This is a genomic window from Caulobacter sp. GW821-FHT09A05, from assembly GCF_059418465.1.
On sequence record NZ_JBWKPX010000009.1, the window covers coordinates 33,172 to 54,584 of the forward strand.

The 21,413-nt window shown below is 67.3% G+C and carries 18 protein-coding genes; 5 read left to right on the forward strand and 13 right to left on the reverse strand.

The annotated features are described in order from the left end of the window. Nucleotides 1-210: 210 nt before the first annotated feature. The 9 genes from AC07NX_RS10655 to AC07NX_RS10695 all read right to left on the reverse strand — a co-directional run bounded on the left by AC07NX_RS10655 (nt 211) and on the right by AC07NX_RS10695 (nt 14,155). The gene (locus AC07NX_RS10655) at nt 211-1,296 is read right to left on the reverse strand and encodes a glycoside hydrolase family 62 protein (protein ID WP_494641651.1); all 1,086 of its coding nucleotides are present in this window, start codon (nt 1,294-1,296) and stop codon (nt 211-213) included. A gap of 149 nt (nt 1,297-1,445) precedes the next feature. Further along, on the reverse strand, nt 1,446-3,311 hold the full coding sequence (locus AC07NX_RS10660) for a glycoside hydrolase family 97 protein (RefSeq protein ID WP_494641653.1): 1,866 nt from the start codon (nt 3,309-3,311) through the stop codon (nt 1,446-1,448). Nucleotides 3,312-3,388: 77 nt separating this feature from the next. Continuing rightward, nucleotides 3,389-5,473 carry a beta-galactosidase gene (locus AC07NX_RS10665; protein ID WP_494641655.1) on the reverse strand — a complete coding sequence of 695 codons (2,085 nt, stop codon included), beginning with the start codon at nt 5,471-5,473 and terminating at the stop codon, nt 3,389-3,391. Nucleotides 5,474-5,523: 50 nt separating this feature from the next. Further along, on the reverse strand, nt 5,524-7,098 hold the full coding sequence (locus tag AC07NX_RS10670) for an alpha-L-fucosidase (protein WP_494641657.1): 1,575 nt from the start codon (nt 7,096-7,098) through the stop codon (nt 5,524-5,526). 42 nt (nt 7,099-7,140) lie between these two features. Continuing rightward, nucleotides 7,141-8,178 carry an alpha/beta hydrolase gene (locus AC07NX_RS10675; RefSeq protein ID WP_494641858.1) on the reverse strand — a complete coding sequence of 346 codons (1,038 nt, stop codon included), beginning with the start codon at nt 8,176-8,178 and terminating at the stop codon, nt 7,141-7,143. A 119-nt stretch (nt 8,179-8,297) separates the two neighbouring features. Continuing rightward, a complete protein-coding gene (locus tag AC07NX_RS10680; protein WP_494641658.1) occupies nt 8,298-9,977 on the reverse strand; it encodes a DUF5597 domain-containing protein in 1,680 nt (559 codons plus the stop codon). 89 nt (nt 9,978-10,066) lie between these two features. Then, entirely contained in the window at nt 10,067-12,949 is a 2,883-nt protein-coding gene (gene galA, locus AC07NX_RS10685; RefSeq protein ID WP_494641660.1) for a beta-galactosidase GalA, read from the reverse strand. Nucleotides 12,950-12,990: 41 nt separating this feature from the next. After that, entirely contained in the window at nt 12,991-13,824 is an 834-nt protein-coding gene (locus AC07NX_RS10690; RefSeq protein ID WP_494641662.1) for a FadR/GntR family transcriptional regulator, read from the reverse strand. Between the two features lie 28 nt (nt 13,825-13,852). Then, complete coding sequence (locus tag AC07NX_RS10695; RefSeq protein ID WP_494641664.1) at nt 13,853-14,155, reverse strand: hypothetical protein; 303 nt, start codon at nt 14,153-14,155, stop codon at nt 13,853-13,855. A gap of 1,021 nt (nt 14,156-15,176) precedes the next feature. Between AC07NX_RS10695 and AC07NX_RS10700 the strand changes: the two genes are divergently transcribed. From AC07NX_RS10700 to AC07NX_RS10710, 3 genes are all read left to right on the forward strand, one after another. Then, entirely contained in the window at nt 15,177-15,929 is a 753-nt protein-coding gene (locus AC07NX_RS10700; protein ID WP_494641666.1) for an IclR family transcriptional regulator, read from the forward strand. A gap of 118 nt (nt 15,930-16,047) precedes the next feature. Then, complete coding sequence (locus AC07NX_RS10705) at nt 16,048-16,695, forward strand: DsbA family oxidoreductase (protein ID WP_494641668.1); 648 nt, start codon at nt 16,048-16,050, stop codon at nt 16,693-16,695. Between the two features lie 79 nt (nt 16,696-16,774). Next, nucleotides 16,775-17,380 (forward strand): sigma-70 family RNA polymerase sigma factor, encoded by a 606-nt coding sequence (locus tag AC07NX_RS10710; RefSeq protein WP_494641670.1) that lies wholly within the window; start codon nt 16,775-16,777, stop codon nt 17,378-17,380. A gap of 34 nt (nt 17,381-17,414) precedes the next feature. On the opposite strand, the gene AC07NX_RS10715 is transcribed toward AC07NX_RS10710, so the two are convergent. Beyond that, nucleotides 17,415-18,356, reverse strand: a complete 942-nt coding sequence (locus AC07NX_RS10715) for a DUF808 domain-containing protein (RefSeq protein WP_494641672.1) — start codon at nt 18,354-18,356, stop codon at nt 17,415-17,417. A gap of 112 nt (nt 18,357-18,468) precedes the next feature. Next, nucleotides 18,469-18,699, reverse strand: a complete 231-nt coding sequence (locus AC07NX_RS10720; RefSeq protein ID WP_494641674.1) for a hypothetical protein — start codon at nt 18,697-18,699, stop codon at nt 18,469-18,471. 188 nt (nt 18,700-18,887) lie between these two features. On the opposite strand from AC07NX_RS10720, the gene AC07NX_RS10725 reads away from it, so the two are divergent. Together AC07NX_RS10725 and AC07NX_RS10730 are read left to right on the forward strand one after the other, a co-directional pair. Then, nucleotides 18,888-19,964 carry an alkene reductase gene (locus AC07NX_RS10725; protein WP_494641676.1) on the forward strand — a complete coding sequence of 359 codons (1,077 nt, stop codon included), beginning with the start codon at nt 18,888-18,890 and terminating at the stop codon, nt 19,962-19,964. 96 nt (nt 19,965-20,060) lie between these two features. Continuing rightward, nucleotides 20,061-20,495: a hypothetical protein gene (locus AC07NX_RS10730; protein WP_494641678.1), complete on the forward strand. Its 435-nt coding sequence runs from the start codon at nt 20,061-20,063 to the stop codon at nt 20,493-20,495. A gap of 161 nt (nt 20,496-20,656) precedes the next feature. Here AC07NX_RS10730 and AC07NX_RS10735 read toward each other — a convergent pair whose 3' ends face one another. Beyond that, nucleotides 20,657-21,094 carry a VOC family protein gene (locus AC07NX_RS10735; protein ID WP_494641680.1) on the reverse strand — a complete coding sequence of 146 codons (438 nt, stop codon included), beginning with the start codon at nt 21,092-21,094 and terminating at the stop codon, nt 20,657-20,659. A 93-nt stretch (nt 21,095-21,187) separates the two neighbouring features. After that, nucleotides 21,188-21,370, reverse strand: coding sequence for a hypothetical protein (locus AC07NX_RS10740; protein WP_035075825.1), 183 nt, complete (start codon nt 21,368-21,370; stop codon nt 21,188-21,190). Nucleotides 21,371-21,413: the final 43 nt, after the last annotated feature.

Genomic DNA, 21,413 nt, shown 5'->3' on the forward strand with positions numbered 1-21,413 from the left:
AGCCCACCCCGCTTCGTCATCGCGAGCCCGGCGATGGCGCGCTGGACTTGGCGAGCGGGGCCGCGCCGGCTCATGTCGGGACCACAAGCCTGACGCTCGAGGGGGCCTGGAGGACAACGAAGGTCTGACAGCTCTCCTGCCCCCTCCGGCGGTGTCCAGGCTGGCGGCAACCGCCCTCCTCTCCCGCTCGGCGGAGTCTGTGGGACATCGTCACTTGACGGATCGCGGACACATCCGGCTGACGGGGTTCGGCGTCGTCGCGGTCAGCAGGCCGAGCCGGTAGGGCAACCGGATGTAGTCCGTACCGGGCGCGTGGGTCGCCAAGCCCTGGTAGAGGAACCGCAGCGGCTTGCAGGGATCGATCGCCAGCGTCTGGTCATGGCCGTCGCGCACCAGTTCACCGTGGGAGACGCCTTCGGACCAGGCCGCCCCGTCGAAGGTGACGTTGTCCGAGCCCGCGAACGGGTTTGAAACGCTATCGGCGAGCGGCCGCCACTCGCCGTCAAGCCTATCGCTGATCCACGAGCGGAAGTAGCGGCCGCGTGGGCCGATGGCCTCGACCAAGGTGAGGTAAGCGTTCGCGCCAGTGATCTTGTAGTGCATGCTGGCCTCGAAGATGTCATCGCGACGGCCGGCCAGGACGATCTTGGTGTCCGTGAAACCCTGGGGAAACTGGCCGATCGGGGTCTGGGACCGGTAGAGGTTGCCATTGTCGTCCGTGTTGAAGAGATGGCAGTTGTCGTCATCGCAGATGACCCAGAAGTCGAGCCACGCCGCCTGACCCGAGGCGGTCTTGACCACCGCCGGGGGCTCCGAAAAGAACGGCTTCGGCGCGCTCCAGGACATCGGGTCTTCGATGTTCGCGGTCGTCGAATAGACGGGCGGTCCGCTCTGATAGATCATGTACCAGAGCTTTTGCGGCGCGAAGTAGAAGACCTGCGGGGCCGCGCGATAGCCGGGGCCGATTCCAGACGGCTTCAAGCTGACGAGGGGGGCTTTCGACGCCTCGGACCAGTCCGTGAAGCGGGTGTAGGCCATGTGCCACCCCTCTGGCGCGGCGGTGGTCATGAAGACGTGATAGGCGCCGTTGAAATAGACGACCGAAGGATCCTTGAGGCCGGAATAGGCGTGCTCGCCCTTGGCGGCGGGTGCGATCAACGGCCGGGACGAGCGCCATTCGAAACGCGCCGTCGGGCCCGCGCCCGCCTGCGCCTGGGCCGCCCCCACCCAACTGGCGACGCTCAGGACTGCGGCGAGCGCGATACAGGCCGAGAGCCGGTGCTTGGTGATGGTCATGGGCAGGTGTCCTGTTTGGAAATCGGAAACAAAGCCGAATGGAAGGGGGAGACCGGCCAGGCGATCGCCCGCGGGGCGGACCAGCCGTTTCCCGCCCTCCGCCTTTCGACCGCGAACTGGGCGACGGGCGAGCGATTTGGCCCCGCGACCTAGTGAACGGGCTTGATGGTGACCGCGGCGCCGCCGCCGGCGCTCATGGGGATATGAAGAACGTCGCGGCTCGAGACCGGCCTGACGACATGTTCCACCGCGTTGGCCGTGGCGCCGTCCTGCCAGATGTCGGCCTTGAACGTCCCGTCCCCCAGGAAGGCGAGCGGTATGGCCACGGTGCGAGACGTCTCGTTCGTCATGGCGCCGACATACCAGGCCTCGCCCTTGCGCCGCGCCAGCACGACGTGGCTCTCCGGGGTTCCGTCGATGAATCGCGTCTCGTCCCAGGCGGTCGGAACGTCCTTGAGAAACTCGAAGCCCGGCGCGTTGGCATAGGCGTCGGGGTCGTCGGAGATCATCTGCAGCGGGCTGTCGAACACCACGTACTGCGCCAGGACCTGGCCCCGCGTCGTGCGGGTCATCGGCATCAGCTCCCGAGCGACATAGGTTTCAGGCGTGCTGTTGCGGAAACCGCCCGGCGTATAGTCCATGGGTCCCAGCAGCATGCGGGTATAGGCCAGCTTGACGTTGTGCCCGGGCGTGACCTGTCCCCAGGCGAACTTGTCGTATTCCAGCCCCATCACGCCTTCCTGGGTGATGTAGTTGGGATAGGTGCGCGCCAGGCCGGCCGGCGGAAAGGCGCCGTGCATGTCCAGGAGCAGACGGCGCTTGGCGGTCTCCTGGGCCAGGCGGACGTAGAACCGAACCATGTCCTGGTCGTCCCGCTCCATGAAGTCGACCTTCACGCCCTTGATCCCCCAGGCCTTATAGACGTCGAGCACCTCGGCCATTCTCGGTTCGACGTGTTTCCAGTGCGCCCACAGGATGAGCCCCACCCCTTTGGCTCGCGCATAGTTCACCAGGGCGGGCATATCGATCGCCAGATCACTGCGGGTGATGTCCGTTTTCGGGTCCGCCGCGCAGCACGGGCCGGCATTGAGCGCCCATCCCGCATCGATCAGGAAATAGGGAAACCCGGACTCGGCCGCGAAATCGATGAACCGGCGGTACCGCGCCATGGACGGCTTCTCGCCCGCCGTCGGTCCGGACCACCAGTCCCAGGCCGCCTTTCCGGGCTTAACCCACGAAAAGTCGCCGCTCGCCTGCGTCGCCAGGTTCCCGATCAGGGGCGATTCAATCAGGTCGCCGGCGCGGTCCCCCATCATGACCACGCGCCAGGCGCTCGTCAGGCCGGCGGCGGAGTCGACGGCGATGTCCTTGCGGCCGGGAAGCGGCGTCACCCTGACGCCCAGCCCGCCATCGACCGGAACCAGGCTCGAGCCGGCATAGGCGTCTATTCCCGACTGCGCGATCGCGTAGTGGGTCTGGCCGGACGCGGACGAACAGACCACCGGCACGTCGTAGAGCTTGGCGCGGTCCAGTTCGGAGACCTTCTTCAGGACCCATGCGTTCTCGTGGGAACCCGAATATTCGGTGACTTCGCATGAAGGGTCGCCTGGAAGCCGGTACGCCGTCATTTCCCCCTTGAGCACGACCCTTGCGCCCTTGGGCGACAGGTAGCGAAACGCGACCCCGTCGTTGGCGGCTCGGGCCTCCACCGAGAGCGTGCGGCGGCCGCCGGCCTTCTCGCGGAAGGTGACGATCGCTCCATTATGCCAGTCCCGCGCCGTCCTGGCCTTCGTCGCCGTCAGAGGAATGTCGCTCCGCCGGCTTTGCCTTTTGACCTCGACGACCTCCAGGTCCGAAAAGTCGGGCGCGTCCGCCAACATCAGGCCCATCGGAGAGTCCGAAACGATCGGCTCGCCCTTGCGATAGACCGAATAGCTCGCCCCGTCGGCCGCGATCCTGATCTCGGCCTTCTTGTCCGGCGAAGCCACGATGATTTGGGATGCGGCGAGCGCCATCACAATATTGAACAACTGAGGACTCCCTTGGAGTGCGAATTCTGGGAATACGGGGTGATGAGGACGACGAGGCGCCGTCACCGATCCTGCAAAAGTTCGACGCCGTAGGGTTCGAGGTCGATCTTCCCGTCATAGGTCTTGTGGGTGAGCAGGCCCGACTTGGGGCCCGCGAAAGTCACGGTCACGGGGGCGTTGTTGGTGTTCACGTACATCGTCCGCCCCTCGACCACGCGCGCGACGACGCCCCTAGGCGTTTGCGGGCCGCGCTCGATCCCGAGCTGGGGGTAGAGCGAACGCAGCAGAGGGCCGATGAGGCTGGGCTGGGCGGCGGTGGCCAGATAGATGGCCTGCCCCTTGCCGAACCGGTTGATCGAGATGGCCGCGCTCTTGGCGGGCGTGTTCTCGAAGGTCGCCAGGGGCTTGGCGGCGCCGAGCTCAAGCACTTCGTAGTAGTTGTCGGCGCCGGTCAGGGTTTCGCCGTTCAACCGGACCTTTAGCGGTTCCCAGTGCCGATAGAAGGCGTTGGTGCGCAGGCCGAACACGTCGGCCAGGCGTCCCGGCAACGACGTTTCGAACCACTTGCCGGTCTCGTCGACCTTCGCCGAATAACCCGTCATGACGACCGTGCCGCCATCGGCGACGTACTTGCGCACCGCCGCGGCCGTCTGCTCGTCCATCACGTAGGCGCTTGAAAGAACGATCAGCTTGTACTTGTCGAGCTTGTCGTGGCCAAAATCGATCACCGCCGCGTCGATATTGTCCTCGAACAGCGGCTGATAGGCCGCCTTCACCTGTTCGGTGTAGTTGCCCTTGAAGTACTCCTGCATCGTGTTCGGGCCCGGGGGCGGACTGGTCAGCCACATGGTGTCGAACGAGTAGTTGACCGCGACCTGGGGCTGGCGGTCGCGCGGGAAACCCATGCTCTGGAGGACCTTGAATTCGCTGGCGATCCGTCCGAACTCGTCGACCTTCCAGGACGGACGACCGTCGTGATCGACCAGCCCGAAAAGCGCCTGTTCTTCGCCGCCGATATGCGAATTGAATGTCCAGGCCAGGAAGGTCTGTCCGTAGTAGAGCAGCCCGAAATAGGCCCACATCCGTGACCGTCCGGGGTCGCCATAGAAGCCGCCGCCCCCGGCCGTGAATTCGTTGAACCAGATCGGCGTCTGGTGCCCGGCCCTGTTCATCATGACCTCGAAGCCCGCGCCCAGGGGATCGCCGGGATAGAAGCCCTGGGCGCCATAGGTCGAGATCTCGTCCCACGAGCGCAGATAGTCGAACCCCTTGGTCCAGGCCGTGGGCCAGAAGTTCGACCCGACCGGGAGGTTGGGCGCGTGCTGCTTGCGGACCGCCTCCAGGTCCTTGAGCGCGCCGATCGTGTCGTCCGACCAGTATCGGCGCAGGTCGAGATAGCGCTCGTTCGGTCCCGGGCCGCGGATATAGGGCAGGTCGACCTGGTCCCAGCTATTGATCCGCCGCGACCAGCGCTGCGTCGCCCAGGCCTTGTTCAGCGCCTCGATCGTCCCGTATTTCTTCTGCAGCCAGGCGACGAAGCGTTCGCGGTCCGCGGGCGAATACGAGACCTGGCCGTTGCCGATCTCGTTGTCGTACCCGACGGCGATCACCGCCGGGTTTTTCGCGTAGCGCTCCATCATCTTCTGCCCGAGCCGCTTGGCCAGACGGCGGTAGTCGGGGTCGCTGATATTGTCCCAGTAGCGCGTGGCCGCGTTCAGCCTGACGCCGTCCTGGTTGACGACATCGACTCCAGGATAGCGCTTGTGCAGCCAGATCGGCGCGGGCTGACCTGGAATGTCGACGATCACCTTGATCCCCGCCGCGTGCATCTGGGCGATCACCTGGTCGAACCACTCGAAGGTGAAGCGACCCTCCTCGGGTTCGAACGAGTCCCAGGACAGGTCGCCCATGCGGACCATGTTGAACCCGGCCGCCTTCATGATCGCGATGTCCTGGCGGATCTGCTCGGGCGACCGGTCGATCGGCTGATAGCAGGCGCCGACGAACAGTCGCCCCTTCCCCGGCCAGTCCGGGTGCCCCACCGCGCTTTGCGCCTGGGCGGGCGCCGGCTGGACGGCAAGCGGAATTGCGGTCGCCAGCATCAGCGCCAAGGTGGCGCCCGCCAGGCGGACTGAGTGCTTTCGCATCGGCCTCGGAGTCCTTGTTGAACTGGATCTTTTTTCGATCGCGGGACGCGTCAGGCGAACCTGATCTTGAAGACGCTGGCGTGTCGCGTCGGCATCCTGGCCGGAAGGTCGATCGACAGAGCGCTGGCGTCCTGGCGGAACCTCAGCGGCCCGCGCAGGCCCAGCATCTCGACCCGGGCAACGCGCCGACGCTCTTGGGGATTGCCCACGGCGAGCGCGGCGATCCGGGTCACGCCCGAAGGTTCTCCCAGCGTGATCGCGTAAAGGGCGTCGCCCTTGGTCGTGAAGCGGATGTCCCGCGCCGTATAGGCCGCGCTCTCCTGGAACGCCCCGGCGGCGGCTTCGGTGGGCCCTTCGCCGAACATCTTCCACGGTCGCGTTCCATGAATGGCTTCGACGTTCACCGCCATCCACGGCGCCAGTTCGTCCAGGAGCAGCTGCGACTCGGGCGGCAGGCTGCCGTCCGGATACTGCACGACGTTCAGCAGCAGGTTGCCGTTCTTGCTGACGATGTCGGCCAGCATGGCGATCACTTCCGACGTGGTCTTGTACTTGAAGCCGTCGCTGTAGAACCAGTCGCCGTTGGACGTATCGGTCTGCCACGGCAGCGGGTTGACGCCGCTCAGCACCCCGCGCTCGACGTCCTGGACCGCCCATTCCTTGTGGAATTCGCCAGAGCCCAGGTCCTTGCAGTTGTACACGGCCTCGAGCTTGCCGCTGCGCGCGATGCTGCTGTTGTACATGTGCGCGACCAGGGTGCGGCCCACCTCGCCGAACGGCAGGCCGCCGTCCGAGTACAGAAGATCCGGCTCATAGGTGTCGATCAGGTCGCGCATGCGGTCGAACCAGATCTGATGGAACCTCGGGTCCTTGGTGTACCAGGTGTCGGCCGTGCCGCGATAAGGCTCGTTGTGCGCCGGATGGTAGAGGTCGGCGTACTTGGGGTCCGCGCCATCGTAGGCCGTGCCGTTCTCGGGCCAGGTCTGGTTGTAGAGATGGCTGGGATGCCACCAGTTGTGACTGGCGCCCAAATGCTCCGACACGCCGAAACGCAGCTTGCGTTTTCGCGCTGCGGCCTTCCACGCGCCGACGATGTCGCGTTTGGGGCCCATGGCCACGGCGTTCCAGCGGTGATGCTTGGAGTTCCACAGGTCGAAATTGTCGTGGTGCACCCCCATGCTGACGAAGTACTTCGCGCCCGCGGCGGCATACTTGTCCATCAGGCCTTCGGGATCGAACTTCTCGGCCTTCCACAGAGGAATGATGTCCTTGTAGCCGAACTTGGAAGGCTGGCCGTACTTCTTGACGTGCTGGTCGTAGTGCCAGTGGCCCGGAACGTACATGTAGCGCGCATACCAGTCGCCGAGGCGCGGCACCGCCTGCGGGCCCCAATGCGACCAGATCCCGAACTTGGCGTCGCGGAACCAGTCCGGGGTCTGGTAGGTCTTCAGGGAGTCGGGTTCCGGACGGAACGGCCCCTTGGCCATGGGCAGCCGATAGTCCGGCGCCGGCGGCTTGGCGCATGCGCCCGCGGAAAGCTCATCCTTCGCTTGCGCGGCGCCAGCCAGGCCCAGCGCCGCGAGCGCCGGGACGCCCAGGAAAGCTCGCTTGTTCAAGGTCACCACGTTGTTCACTCCCCAACATTTCTGAATATTCGCAAGGCGGCTTTATTGGTCGCCCGATTGAAGTACGCGCCCGAAGAACGGGAGCACGTTGCTCTGGAAGCGGCTCGCGACGGCGCTGCCGTGATCCCCGCTGTAGATTTCGAAGGTGTTCCCGACGCCGAATGTGTCCATCCGCTCGTGCAAGGTCGCGGCGTCGATGCGCAGCCCATCCTGGTCGCCCACGTCGATGGCGATCGCCCGGTATCGCCTAAGGCTGAAGACGTACTGATCCAGCATGCTCAGGGGCGCATTGGCGGCCCAGCGGGCCAGCACCGACCGGTCTTCGACGCCATTGGCCGTTGGCAGGTCGACATAGAAGGGCGGCTTCTTCGGGTTTGGCGACCAGGCGGCGGCGACGGCGAAGGTGGCGCGCGGCAGGAAGTCGAGCCTGGTCGCCTCCTCCCGCGTCTTGACGGCCTCGACCGTCGCGGCCGCCTGCGGGGGCGGCGCGTCGCGCGCCGAGAGACAGCACGGGCTCATGATGTAGAGCGCGCTGAAGGTCTCGGGATGCTTCATGCCGATCCGCGCGACGCCGTAGCCGCCCATGGAGTGACCCGCGAGGCCGCGGCTCGAGCGATCCGGGAGGGTGCGGTAGTGAGCATCGACATAGGCGACCAGGTCGCGGGCGATGAAACCTTCCCAGTCGCCTGTCGTCACCGAGCTCGAATACATGGAGCCGTTGTGCAGGGTCTGGGTGTCCGGCAGGACGACGATCATGCCGGGGACTCCCGACGCAAAGGCCCCCTCGATGGTCGACGGGGCCTTGAGCAATCCCGCGAACCCGTCGGCGGTCAGGCCGTACCCGTGCAGCGCATAAACGACCGGATAGCGGCGCGCCGGGTCGGCGGCGTAGCCGGGCGGGAGATAGACCACGACATCCCGATCGGGCGTCTCGCCTTCGAGATTGCCCTGCAGGGCCACGCTGCGGACCTTGATGCGATCGACGGTCACCGATCCGGCGCCCGCCGCGATCGGCGCCGCGGAAGGCGGAGGCGAGGCCGCCCGCAAGTCCGTGCCCGTCGCCGCCAACAGGACGGCCATCGCCATGGAAGCCCAACCGATTTTCACGTGCGTTCCCGCCTCCTTCACAGGTGGAAGCCTGCAACCGCTCCACCGTTCTTCTGCTCTGTTGCGCCCCCTCGCAGGGCGCGGTCAGTGGGCTAGTTGGGGTTTCCGACCGGAATGATCGCCGCAGCCTGGGTGGTTCCGAACTTGATCCGCAGGACCTGTTGCCGATCGACTAGGTTGAGGCCGTAGTCGGTCTGGTCGCCGTTCCAGACGCGCCTGAAGATCCATTTGCCGTTCTCGAACCGGCCTTCTTCGACGCGGAGCATCTGGCCGCTTTCGGGCTTGGTGGGCTCGAACCGCACGCGGGTGTTGAAGCCGGTCAGCAGGTAGTCACCCGGACCAAGCTCGGCGATCGCCGCACCGCCCACGGGCTGGGGATTGCCCGTCGGCTTGTCCGTCCCGAACTGCCATTGGCCGAAGGTGGCCGTGGCGCGGTAGGGGCCGAGTTCCATGACCTGGGTGTGGTTGGCCTTGGGATCGGTCGGCTCGGAGACGCCCCAGGTCTTGCCCGCGAAGGCCAGGGCCGCCCACTCGCGCGCCATGGGCCCGAACAGGCTGTAGTTGCGCGCGAAGAGCTTGAGCTTGGCCTCGTCGAAGTCCTTGGCGCCGAGCGGGTAGTTGTAATAGCCGGTGTCGTCCATGCCGAACGGCGAGAAGCCGATCGCCCCCTTGCCGACGGCCGCGAAGAAATAGCGGGCGAACTCCGTGTCGTTGCCGGTCTCCGGCACGAAGAGCGCGTTGTCGGGCCGGGCGTAGTAGTCCAGATAAGCCAGATACGCGGCATGGTCGCGGACATAGATGTCGGGCGCGACGAGATCGATCGACGGCGCGGCGGCCTTGTAGACGTCGATCACGTGGTGCACCGGACCGCCGCTGGCATAGGTCGCGGCCGGCTGCCGGCCGAAGGCCGAGGCCAGGGCTGCGTTCATGTACATGGGCAGCGGCTTGACCGCCTTGCCGGCCTTGGCGATCTCCTCGACATAGGCGGCGAAATGCCAGGCATTGAAATATTCGTCGGCGTCGGTTCCGAACACGGCCTTCCAGGTCCCCGGCGACTTGCCCAGGCGCTTGAGGAGCGCGGCGGGCACGGGCCTGTCGAACAGCTTCTGGGCCGCGGGCGAGAAGTCCCGGACACTGCCGTAGGAGCCGACCTCGTTCTCCGGCTGGATCATGATGATCGTGTTCTGGGGGTCGATCCGCTTGATGTGCTCCATCAGCTTGACGAAGGCGCGCTTGTCGGCCTCGAGGGTGTTGCGGCTATGCGGCGACGGGACATAGTGGGGCTGGCCGCTGGCGGTGATCATCCGTGGGAAGCGCTTGCTGTCGAGCTTGACCCACTCGGGCGTGTAGGCGGGCCCGGTGTTCTTCCAGGTGCCGAACCACAGGAGCACCAGCCGCACCTTGTTGGCGCGGGCTTGGTCCACCAGCGTGTCCACGAACGAGAAGTCGAACCGCCCCTCGACGGGCTCGATCTGCTCCCAGGCGACCGGGACCTCGACGGTGTTGGCGTGGATGGCTTTGATGGTGGGCCACACCTCCGGCAGGACGTCCGGGTAGTTGCTGCTGTTGTTGACCTGGGCGCCCAGCATCAGGAACGGCGCGCCGTCGACGAACAGGGCGTGGCGACCGTCGCGCGTCACGATGCGAGGAATAGGGTTGGTCGTCGCCGGCGCGTCGGCGGCGGTCGCCACCCCGCCGCCGAGGGCCAGGACCAGCACCGCCAGGCCGCCCATCAGGCGCGGCGACCGGCCGCCATGGATCGAAGTCCACATGTTCGGAAATAACTCCATGGGCCGCCTGAACGGCGAGCTCGACATTGGGGATGGGGGTTTGGCCGGGCGCCCCGACCTCTGGGCGGCGTTCAATCCAGTTCCTCGACGATCACCGCGGCGCTCATGCCGAACGGTTGGCCGGGCGCGACGGTCATCAGCACCGCCACGGTCCGTTCGCCCTCCTTGGCCGGCAGCGGCGCGATCAGGGCTCCCGGCGCGGCGTCCGTCTTGGCCGCGGCCTTGACGCCGTCGACATAGACCTCGGCCGGACCGGTCAGGCGGCCGAACACCAGCTTTCCGCCGGCCCGCCGCACCGCGCCGCGCGGCGTGAAGGTCTGGCGATAGAGCACGAAGCCGCCGTCGGGATCGGCGTCCTGCAGCGGGCCCGGCTTCGCCCAGGTCCAGGAATTCATGTCGTTGTCGGCCGGCCTGGCCGCCGGGTCGGGTCGGACCCGCGCCACCGGGGACAGCCGCCAATCGGACAGGATCGAGACGGGCGGGGTCCGGGGGACCAGCGGACGCGCCCCGGGCTGGACCGACAACCGGACCTGCGCGACGCGCAGCCCCGGCGCCGAGGCCTTCAGACGCAGGACGCCGCTGGATCCGCGCTCGCTCTGCACGATCACCTGGGCCAGGCCGTTGAACAGGCTGCGCGCGGCGCCCTTTTCCGGTTCGTGGCAATTGGGGTCGCCGTTGCCCAGGCCGATGATCCGCCCGTTGTCGATCTCGAACGTCACCGGCAGATTGGCCGTGGGGACAGCCCTTCCGGCCTTGTCCAGCGCCTCGACGGTGACCGGCGCGGCGTCGTCGCCGTCTCCGGTCAGGACGGTTCGATCCGGCGTCAGCCGCAGGGCGACCGGCGGGCCGGCGGTCTCGACGACCGCCTTCGACACCGGCCGGCCGCCGACATAGCCGATCGCCTCCAGGCGCCCGGGCGCATAGGGCACGGTCCAGGACGGCATGACGAAGGGATCGACCGCCTGGCGCGAAATCAGCCGGTCGTTGAGGCGCAGCTCGACCGTCTCGGCGTTGGTCAGGGCCATCACCTTGATCGGCTGGCCTTCCTTGCCCGGCCAGGTCCAGTGCGGGGCCAGGTCCAGCAGGGGGCGATCCTTGATCCACTGCGCCCGGTGCAGGAAGAACGCCATCTTCGGGAAGCCGCACAGGTCCATGGCCCCGAAGAACGAGCTGGCCGAGGGCCATTCGAACGGCGTCGGCTCGCCGCGATAGTCGAAGCCCGACCACAGGAAGGCGCCCGCCACGAACGGACGCTTGGCGATCGCCTCCCAGCCCTTGCGATGGGTCGTCCCCCAGGACGACGGCTCCTCGTCGTTCTCGGCCAGGATGTTGCGCGCGCGGTCGGTGAACCATTCGCCCCGGGTCATGAACGCGGAGGTGTCCTCCGAACTCATCATCGGCAGGTCCGGATGTTCGGCGTGGAACCGGTCGTAGTTGCCGGACTGGTAGTTGAAGCCGACCACATCGACGGCCTGCGAGACGTTGATCGGCGTGAACATGCCGTCGTTCATCGCGGCGGTGACCGGGCGGCTGTCGTCCAGGCGCTTGACCGCGGCCACCATCCGCCGAACCATCTGATAGCCCGCCTCGCCGCCCTGCATGGGTTCTTCGTTGAACACCGACCACAGAAAGACGCTGGGATGGTTGCGGTCGCGGCGGATCAGCCACTCCAGTTGCCGCATGTAGTCGGGGCTGGGATTGAAGTTGCGGTTCTCGTCGAGGATCAGGACGCCCAGCCGGTCGGCCGCCTCGAGCATTTCTGGGGCCGGAGCGTTGTGGGCGCAGCGGACGGCGTTGGCGCCCATCGCCTTGACCCGGCGCAACCGGAAATCCCACAGGCTGTCGGGCACGGCCACGCCGACCCCGGCATGGTCCTGGTGCAGGCAGACGCCGTGGATCTTCAGCGGGCGGTCGTTGAGGAAGAAACCCTGCGCGGCGTCGAACCGCAGCGTGCGGAAGCCGGTCGAGGTGACCGCCTCGTCGACCACCTTGCCGGCCTGCAGGACGCGGGTGCGCACCGTGTAGAGGGCCGGGTCGCCGATCGACCACAGGCGCGGGGTGGCGACGTCCAGGACCAGGCGGGCCTCGGCCTGGTCCAGCGACGGGGCCTCGGCGGCGACGCGCCCCGCGCCCACCACCTTGCCCCAGGGATCGACCAGCTGGGCCTCGACCTCGACCGCCTCGGCCTTGGGCCCGATATTGCCCAGGGTGGCGACGACCGGCAGGGTCCAGCGCCCCGCCCCGTCTCGTCGCGGATCGGCGTGGACGCCGTCGTCGACGATGTGCACGGCCGCGCGCTTGGTCAGCCAGACGTGGCGATAGATGCCGCCGCCCTCGTACCACCAGCCTTCCATCGGATCGGCGTCGACCCGCACGGCGATGCTGTTGAGTTCGTCGCCGTAGCGGGCGAACGGGGTGATGTCGATCTGCAGGGCGTTGTAGCCGCTCCAGTTGCGGGCCACGACGCTGCCGTTGAACCAGACCGTCGCATTCGTGGCGATGGCGCCGAATTCGATGGAGAGATGCTTGCCGCGATCGGTGGGATCCAGCCGCAGGGCGCGGCGATACCAGGCCTTGCCGCGCGGGCGGTAGCCCTGGGCGAGGTTCTCGTCCTTGTCGAACGGCCCCTCCACCACCCAGTCGTGCGGCAGGTCCAGCTCGCGCCAGTCGCTGTCGTCATGCTCGGGCGAGGCCGCGCCCCAGGCGCTGCCGGCCTTGGCGTTGGCGTAGGACCAGCCATGGCCCTTGACCTTCGGAAACGGCACGTCGCCGAGGTGGAAGCGCCAGCCGTGGTTCAACGACAGCCGCTCGCCCGGCGCCTTGAGCTGCGCCCGGGGATAAGGCCGCTCGGACCCGACGGCCGCCCCGGCCCAGGTCAAGCCTGGCGCCCCGCTGGCCGCGGCCAGGGCGACGGCCGAACTCGTCCATAGAAAATGGCGACGGTTCAAGTTCAAGCCATTGTCTTCATTCATGTCGCTTGTCCCCGCCGCGTCGCTCAACCGATGACATCGCGCATGGCGGCGGCGGCGCTCGCCTCGTCACCGTCTCGGATCGCCCAGAAGACGCGACGCATCGCCTTGGATCGGCTCCCCGTCGATCCCCGTCCCCATCGGGCGTCAAGCAACAGGTGGGCCTCGATCAGGCCGGACAGGGAGCGCATCACGGGCCGGTCCGACGCCGCGCAGATCGTCAACCTGAAGACGCGCTGGATGACACGGGCCGCGGTGTCGGACGGATCGGCCGCAAGATCGGCCAGGCACTGCTCCAGGACCTGCAGGTCGTCGGCCGACCGTCGCTTGGCCGCCCGGCGCGCCGCCTCGCATTCCAGCCCCAGACACATCGCCCGCACGTCTTCGCCAAACACCGGGTTCTCGCCGGCGCCAAGGCGCCACCGCAACACGTCGCGGTCGAAATGGCTCCAGTGCTCGGCTCTGCGGACCGTGGCGCCGACCCGCGTCTTGACGCTCAGGAATCCCTTCGCGGTCAGGCCTCGGATGACCTCGCGCAGGAACGAACGCGAGACCTGGAAACGACGCAGCAGCGCCGTCTCGCTTGGAAAGCCGGTCACGTCGAAGGCGCCGTCCATGATCTCCAGGGCCAGCACGCGCAGCATCTGGTCATGGGCCGAACGCGGACGCTCCAGACCCAGGCCCGGCCAGGCGCCTCCATCTCTCCCCGTGGGGATCAAGGGCGACGCCTCGCGGGGGTGTCCCCCCCTGCCCCTCCGGAGACCGCGCCCTTCAAGGCGACCGGACTCGTCGATGGGCAACGCCGCCAATCCATGATCCCGGGCCTGATCCCCGGCCTTCCCTCGCCCGCCGTTGTTCATGACGCCATCCGCATCACGCGCCCCCTCCCTAACGCGAGACGATCTGCACGGCCGCGAGGGCCTGGGCGCCGAGGCCCTTGTCGCCGGAGGCGGTGAGCTTGCCGGCCTTGTCGTCCCAGTGCGGCTTGACGGTCTTGCCGCCCTCCTTCTCGTAGGCGTAGGTCTCCACCGACACATACGAGCCGTTGCGGTCCACCACCGCCATCGGCCCGGCCTGGGCGACGCTCACCCCGCCGGCCAGGCCGCCCACGACCCCCGCCGCCAGGCTCAACGCCAGCGCCGACACCAGTCCCGCCGACCACCGGCCCGCGCCCTTGTTCAGCTGATGCAATTTGGCCTCCCCAATACGCCCTTAAGCCCCGCCGCCCGGCGTCGCCGCGCCAGACCTCTCCTTCGCCCCACATCGTTCTTGGTGACTGGCCGCTGCGCGATCCTGGGATCCCTCGCCGCCCGTGGGTCGTTTGCCTTTCATGCCACGCGTCAGCGGGCCGCCCGGATCCTCGGGCCCATTCCTCCTGCCTGCGGCCGGTTCCGACGCTCTGAAGGCGTTAGTTGAAACCGGGCTTTCCGCCGCCCGATGGCAGCGTTGTCATCCCCAAGGACCTATCCCATCACCGGGATTTGGCAAGCCTATTCCTCATACAAATAGGATGAATTTTCACAAAATTGGAGACTGCCGCACTGACACCGGTGGCAATCAGGGGCCCGTTGCGCGTCGACCAAATAGGCCGCCAAAAGCGCCGAGACCTACATTATCACCTTGAATTACCGAGATAATTATAAAATCAAATTTCTAAATTCATCCTCGGAAGCGACATAGGACATCGACAGTTCCGCCCGACATCGCAAGATCCAATTAGTCAGACAATTTATCCACTCACCCGGAACCACGTGCTCATGGTCGCCTGAGGCGACACATGGAACGCGACCCTGATCCTCCCACCAAACTCCGGTATGGTAGCGCTACCAATTTTACACCGCCGCCACCTTGAGCGAACCGATGGGAAATATATTGATATTTTTTATTTGCACAAAGATTTTTACATACGCACCCAAAAGCGTCTCACATCGGGCGGCGAAGCGGCGGTTTGCAGGTCCGCGAAAAACGGCGCTTGAGCGGCGCCGGCGTTGCGATCGCGCCTGAGCACCCCGCCGCCCTGGACGCCGCGCACGGACCGGAGCGACGTTCGGCGAACCCCTGCGGAATGAGCCGCCGACGCCCTCCCCGCCGCGGATTTCGCCACCCGCTCCAAAGGCCGGCGCCGGAACGATCCGCCCTCCCCTAAGCGTCCGCTTGCCCACGCGCGCGCTGGAAGCTAGAGGCTGGAACCCCGGGTTTCGAAGGTTTCGCCATGACGGATCGCAAGTACACCGCGCCCGCCCTGGAAAAGGGTCTGGATATTCTGGACCTGCTGGCGAGCCACGGCCAGGCCATGACCCTTTCCCAGATCTCGGTGGCGATGCAGAAATCGGTCGGCGAGATCTTCCGGATGATCCACGTCCTGGAGTTCAAGGGCTTCATCGAGACGGTCCCGGGCGCGGAAGGCTACGCCCTGACGAACCGGCTGTTCCGCCTGGGCATGGCGCGCGCGCCGGTCAAGACCCTGCTGGAGGCGGCGCTTCCCCAGATGCGCGAACTGGCCGCGAGGGTCGAGCAGTCCTGCCACCTCGCCCAGGCGTCACGCGAGCAGATCGTCGTCGTCGCCCGGATCGAGAACCCCGGCTACTACGGCTACTCGGTGCGCACCGGCCACCGCCGCGACATCGTGGAGGCGACTTCGGGCATGGTGCTCTACGCCTTCCAGCCCCCGCCCGTGCAGGCCCGATGGCGCGAGGTGATCTTCGACGGCGTCTCCAAGGCCGAACAGGCCGCGTTCCTGGCCAACGCCGAGCAGGTCGCGCAACAGGGCTACTGGCGCGCCGAAAGCGACCTCGTGCCGAACGTCATCGACGTCTCCTCGCCGATCATGGCCGACAAGGCCGCGATCGCGGCCCTGACCATGCCTTACATCTACAAGCGCGGCGTGAGGCCCGCCGACGAGATCATCGCCGAGGTCAAGGCCACCGCCGCGGCGATTTCGCGCGAGATTCAAGGCGTCACCTAGCCGGAAATCTTGCTTTGAAACGCGGCGGGCCGGCGGAGCCTCGCCGGCCTTCGTCCGCGCCGATGCAATCTTGGCCTTGCCCCCCATATGTCGGGGTCTCGCCATCACGGATCGCGCCATGACCAAGCCGCTGAAGATCGATTTCGTCTCCGACGTCTCCTGCCCCTGGTGCGTCGTCGGCCTGGGCGGGCTGGAAGCGGCGCTCGATCGGGTCGGCGACCTGGTTGACGCCGAGATCCATTTCCAACCCTTCGAACTCAATCCGAACATGCCGCCCGAGGGCCAGAACATCGTCGAGCACATCGCCGAGAAGTACGGCGCGACGCGCGAGCAGTCGGCGGCCAACCGCCAGGCCATACACGACCGGGCCGCCGCCGTCGGCTTCTCCATGGTGACCGACGAGAACAGCCGGATCTACAACACCTTCGACGCCCATCGCCTGCTGCATTGGGCCGGCCTGGTCGGCGACCAGAAGGCCCTGAAGCGCGCCCTGTTCGACGCCTATTTCACCGAGGGCCAGAGCCCTGCCGATCACGAAACGCTGGTCGCCGCCGCCATGAAGGCGGGGCTCGACCCGCACGCCGCCCACGAGGTGCTGACCTCGGGTCGGTACGCCCAGGAGGTTCGCGAGGCCGAGCGCAGGTGGCGGGCGGCGGGGATCAATTCGGTGCCGGCCGTGGTCATCAACGACCGCTACCTGATCTCGGGCGGCCAGCCGGCCGAGTATTTCGAGCAGGCCCTGCGCCAGATCGCGGCCGAGGCCTGACCAAGATCGTCAAATATATTTACCGCAAAGCGGAGCCTTGGTTGGTCGAGCGCGTTCATTCTCCGAACGGGAACATCGCATGACCAATCCGACCTCGACCCAGATCACCGCGGAAAAGGCGACGTTCGAGCGCGAACTCGTCAGCCTGATCCCGCATCTGCGCGCCTTTGGCCGCTCGCTGACCGGCAACGCCAGCCACGGCGACGACCTAGCCCAGGACGCCCTGGCCAAGGCCCTGGCCTCCCGGACCTCCTACCAGCCGGGCACCAACATGAAGGCCTGGACCTTCATGATCCTGCGCAACGTCTTCTATTCGGAGAAGCGCCGCTCGTGGCGCTCCTGCCCCCTCGACCCCGAGGTCGCCGAACGGACCCTGGTGTCGACCACCAACCCGACGGCGGCCCTGGAACTGGACGAGCTGCGCCGGGCGCTGGACATGCTGCCCCCCGACCAGCGCGAGGCCCTGATCCTGATCGGCGCCGCCGGCATGTCCTACGAGGAAGTCAGCGAGGTCACCGGCGCGGCGCTGGGCACCATCAAGAGCCGCGTCAGCCGGGCGCGCGACCGCCTGGCCCTGATCTTCGCCGAAGGCAAGATCACCGAGGACCATCAACCCGCCCACGCCGCCATGGCGGCGATCTTCCGGCGCATCGACGGCTACCGGGCGGCGTCCCGCGCGGCCTAGCCGGCCTTCTCGAACGGCAAGCCAAGGCGGCGCCTCAGTGCGCCGCCTTTTTGCGTGGGATCAGGTGAAGCACGCCGACGATCGCGCCGCCGACGATCAGGCCGACCACGGCCGAGCCCGCCGCCATGGCCAGCCAGCCGGTCACCGGGCCGATCCCCGGAGCCCCGCCAGCCCAGTGCGACGCGCCCTCGACCCAGTGCGGCACGGGGGTCAGGTGGAAGTGCTCCAGGCCGTGGACGATAATGCCGCCGCCAACCCACAGCATGGCCGCCGTGCCGATCACGGTCAGGGCCTCCATGGTCACCGGCATGGCCTTGACCAGGCCGCGCCCCAGGGCCCGGGTCCCGGCGTTGGACCGCTGGGCCAGATGCAGCCCGATGTCGTCCATCTTCACGATCAGGGCCACGACGCCGTAGACGGCGATGGTCAGCGCCACCCCGATCACCGCCAGGGCGGCGGCCTGGATGGCCAGAGGCTTGTCGGCGACATCGGCCAGGGCGATGGCCATGATCTCGCCCGACAGGATCAGGTCGGTGCGGATGGCCCCGTTGACCTTCTCGGCTTCGAGCTCCGCGCTGCTCAGCGCCAGGTCCTCGGTCTCCTCGCCGGCGATCTCGTGGTGCGCGAAGGCCTCGATGATCTTCTCGGTGGCCTCGAAGGCCAGGTAGGCCCCGCCCACCATCAGGATCGGCGTCACCGCCCACGGCGCGAAGGCGCTGAGGATCAGGGCGCCCGGCAGCAGGAACAGCAGCTTGTTGCGGAACGAGCCGACCGCGATCTTCCAGACAATCGGCAGTTCGCGGTCAGGCGTGAAGCCCATGGCGTAGCCGGGGGTGACGGCGGTGTCGTCCACCACCACGCCCACCGCCTTGGTGCCCGCCTTGCCGGCGGCGGCGCCGACATCGTCGAGGGACGCGGCGGCCAGCTTGGTGATGCCGGCGATGTCGTCGAGGAGGGCGGCGAGGCCGGAGGGCATGGCGGATTCTCTATGGCGAAGGACCAGGCTAGGCGAATAGACCGGACCACTCGCCGAGGTCGAGCCCTAAACCCGTCCTCGGAACGGCGACGCCTTTCCTTGCCGTCGGCGCTCAAGGTTTCGGATGGGCGGTACCCAGCGCCTCGACGGGCGCGTCGTCGTCGCTGTCGTCGTCGTCGCTGTCGTCGCCGTCGGGGGTGACGACCTCGGCCGGTTCGTCCTGCCGGGCCAGGTCGCGGGCCCCCACGCCGCCGCCCTGCTGGATGTTGCGGTTGGCCTCGACCGTCGAGGGATCGTAGGCGTCGTCGGCTTCGTCGCCGTTGGTGACGTCGGGTTGGGCCATGGAAGCGCTCCAGTCTCGTGGCAAGCCAACGACCGGCGGGCCGGGCCGTTCCCTTGAACGGCTTCCCAGATTCCCTGCGACGGCCGTCAGAATAAAATCAGAGCCTGTGGCAGTTGCGGTCAGGCCGAGGCTCGCCAGATATGCGGGACGCCGACGCGGGGTCGGCGAACCGCTCCAGGGACTGCTTCATGCCCACTCTGTTCGATCCGCTTCGCCTCGGCGACCTCGAATTGCCCAACCGTATCGTCATGGCCCCGCTGACCCGCCTGCGGGCCGGCCCGACCCAGATTCCCAACGCCCTGATGGCCGACTACTACGCCCAGCGCGCCTCGGCGGGCCTGCTGATCACCGAGGGCGTGCCGGTCACCCCGCAAGGCGTCGGTTATCAGGGCGTGCCGGGCATCTGGTCCCAGGAACAGGTCGAGGGCTGGAAGCAGGTCACCAAGGCCGTGCACGACAAGGGCGGCCGCATCTTCATGCAGATCTGGCACGTGGGCCGGATTTCCGACCCCTCGTTCCACGGCGGCGAGCTACCGGTCGGTCCCAGCGCCATCGCGGCCAAGGGCCATGTCAGCCTGCTGCGCCCCGAGCGCCCCTACCCCACGCCGCGCGCCCTGACGACCGACGAAGTGGTCGGCGTGGTCGAGGCCTTCCGCAAGGGCGCCGAGAACGCCAAGGCCGCCGGCTTCGACGGCGTCGAGATCCACGGCGCCAACGGCTACCTGCTCGACCAGTTCCTGCAGGACGGCTCCAACCAGCGCACCGACCGCTACGGCGGCTCGATCGAGAACCGCGCCCGCCTGATGCTGGAAGTCGCCGACGCCGCCGTCTCGGTGTTCGGCCCGGGCCGGGTCGGCATGCACCTGGCGCCGCGCGCCGACAGCCACTCGATGGGCGACAGCGACTTGGCCGCCACCTTCGGCTACGTGGCCAAGGCGCTGGGAGAGCGCGGCATAGCCTTCCTGTGCGCCCGCGAATACGACGGCCCCGACAGCCTGGGCGCCGACCTGAAGAAGGCCTTCGGCGGCGTCTACATCGCCAACGAGAAGTTCACCGCCGCCACCGCCCAGGCGGCATTGGACGCGGGCAAGGCCGACGCCGTAGCGTTCGGCAAGGCCTACATCGCCAATCCGGACCTGGTGGAGCGCCTGCGGCTCGGCGCGCCGCTGAACGACCCGGACCCGACCACCTTCTACGGCGACGACGGTCGGGGCTATACCGACTACCCCGCCCTGAGGACGCCCGTCGTCGTCGCGGCTGAATAGATCAGGGCGCGGCATTTCCGCTCAAGCCTGTATCCGCTGCGCCATTTGCCGCGTTGGGTCTTCACCAGCCGGCGCGTAGCGGATACAGGCTTAACCATGAGCGCGACCAACGATCACTGGAAGACCATCCTGCAGCGCGGCGCCAACGCCCTGGCTTTCCGGATCACCAGTCCGCCCAACGCCGTCAAGCCGATCATGATCGCCGAGCCGGCGCCGCAGAAGCGCGTCCTGCCCGTCATGGTCTATCACGCGGTCGCCGCCTGCGCCCTGGTCGATGGCTGGGTGGTGGGCGGAGACGGCGAGATCCTGATCGACCGCCCAGCCGTCCTGACCCGCCAGAAACTGGTCAACGCCAAGGCCGCCGAACCGCCCGGCAGCGCCCAGTCGCCCTTCTCGACCGGCTACGCGGCCGACTATCGGCTGGAGCTGGCGCGGCTGGCCTGGCTGGCGATCATCGACGACCCGGCGCAGCGCCTGGAAGCCCTGGCCGCGGCGTACGAGCCGCCGGAGCCGAGGGTGAAGCTGGTTTAGGCGCGCGAGAGCGAGCGATCTAGAAGTTGTCATCCCGGAAAGCGCGAAGCGCTTGTCCGGGACTCAGGACAGCCGCACCGCATCAGCCCAGTCCCCTGGGTCCCGGACAGCCTCTGCGAGGCTTCCGGGATGACAACTACTTTGGGCTGGATCGACGCCGCCTACCAAGCCCCCGTGTTCGGCATCGAAGCCCACGGCTCGGCCGGATCCAGACTGCCGTCCTGCAGCAGTTCGATCGAGATGTTGTCGGGCGAACGGACGAAGGCCATGTGGCCGTCGCGCGGCGGGCGATTGATCGTCACGCCCATGTCCATCAGCCGCTGGCAGGTCTCGTAGATGTCGTCCACCCGATAGGCCAGGTGGCCGAAGTTGCGGCCGCCCTGATAGTCCTCGGGGTCCCAGTTGTAGGTCAGCTCGACCAGCGGCGCCTTGCGCTCCCGGGCCAGCTCGACGTCTTCCGGCGCGGCGAGGAACACCAGGGTGAAGCGCCCCTTGTCGTTCTCCATCCGGTACATCTCGGTCAGGCCCAGACCTTGGCAATAGAACCGCAGCGAGGCGTCGAGGTCCTTCACGCGGACCATGGTGTGCAGATAGCGCATGGGCGGCTCCTCGGATCAGATCGGCGTGGCGCAGGATACAGCCGCCCGCCGCCGCCGCACCCCACATTTGTCGGCGGAAACGGTCGTGAAGGCCTATTCGCCCGCCCGGGCGGCCTGGCCTTGCAGCGCCTGCTGGGCCCGTTCGACCGCCTCCATCAGATGGCCCAGGGCCAGGCCCTCGGGACTGTCGGCGCGGTAGATCTCGCGCAGGGCCGGCACCCGGTCCTTGCAGGCCGCCATCGCGTCCAGGGCCCGATCGATCTTGCGCGTCAGCATGACAGTAACCGCCGTTGATGTTCTATATTCGTTCTACAATGGC

Coding starts and splice junctions, on each gene's coding strand:
- AC07NX_RS10730 (WP_494641678.1), top strand. CDS start 20,061: ATGAGCGCGACCAACGATCACTGGAAGACCATCCTGCAGCGCGGCGCC.
- AC07NX_RS10705 (WP_494641668.1), top strand. CDS start 16,048: ATGACCAAGCCGCTGAAGATCGATTTCGTCTCCGACGTCTCCTGCCCC.
- AC07NX_RS10665 (WP_494641655.1), bottom strand. CDS start 5,473: ATGCGAAAGCACTCAGTCCGCCTGGCGGGCGCCACCTTGGCGCTGATG.
- AC07NX_RS10660 (WP_494641653.1), bottom strand. CDS start 3,311: ATGGCGCTCGCCGCATCCCAAATCATCGTGGCTTCGCCGGACAAGAAG.
- AC07NX_RS10725 (WP_494641676.1), top strand. CDS start 18,888: ATGCCCACTCTGTTCGATCCGCTTCGCCTCGGCGACCTCGAATTGCCC.
- AC07NX_RS10740 (WP_035075825.1), bottom strand. CDS start 21,370: ATGCTGACGCGCAAGATCGATCGGGCCCTGGACGCGATGGCGGCCTGC.
- AC07NX_RS10710 (WP_494641670.1), top strand. CDS start 16,775: ATGACCAATCCGACCTCGACCCAGATCACCGCGGAAAAGGCGACGTTC.
- AC07NX_RS10680 (WP_494641658.1), bottom strand. CDS start 9,977: ATGTGGACTTCGATCCATGGCGGCCGGTCGCCGCGCCTGATGGGCGGC.
- AC07NX_RS10715 (WP_494641672.1), bottom strand. CDS start 18,356: ATGCCCTCCGGCCTCGCCGCCCTCCTCGACGACATCGCCGGCATCACC.
- AC07NX_RS10735 (WP_494641680.1), bottom strand. CDS start 21,094: ATGCGCTATCTGCACACCATGGTCCGCGTGAAGGACCTCGACGCCTCG.
- AC07NX_RS10700 (WP_494641666.1), top strand. CDS start 15,177: ATGACGGATCGCAAGTACACCGCGCCCGCCCTGGAAAAGGGTCTGGAT.
- AC07NX_RS10655 (WP_494641651.1), bottom strand. CDS start 1,296: ATGACCATCACCAAGCACCGGCTCTCGGCCTGTATCGCGCTCGCCGCA.
- AC07NX_RS10690 (WP_494641662.1), bottom strand. CDS start 13,824: ATGAACAACGGCGGGCGAGGGAAGGCCGGGGATCAGGCCCGGGATCAT.
- AC07NX_RS10675 (WP_494641858.1), bottom strand. CDS start 8,178: ATGGCCGTCCTGTTGGCGGCGACGGGCACGGACTTGCGGGCGGCCTCG.
- AC07NX_RS10720 (WP_494641674.1), bottom strand. CDS start 18,699: ATGGCCCAACCCGACGTCACCAACGGCGACGAAGCCGACGACGCCTAC.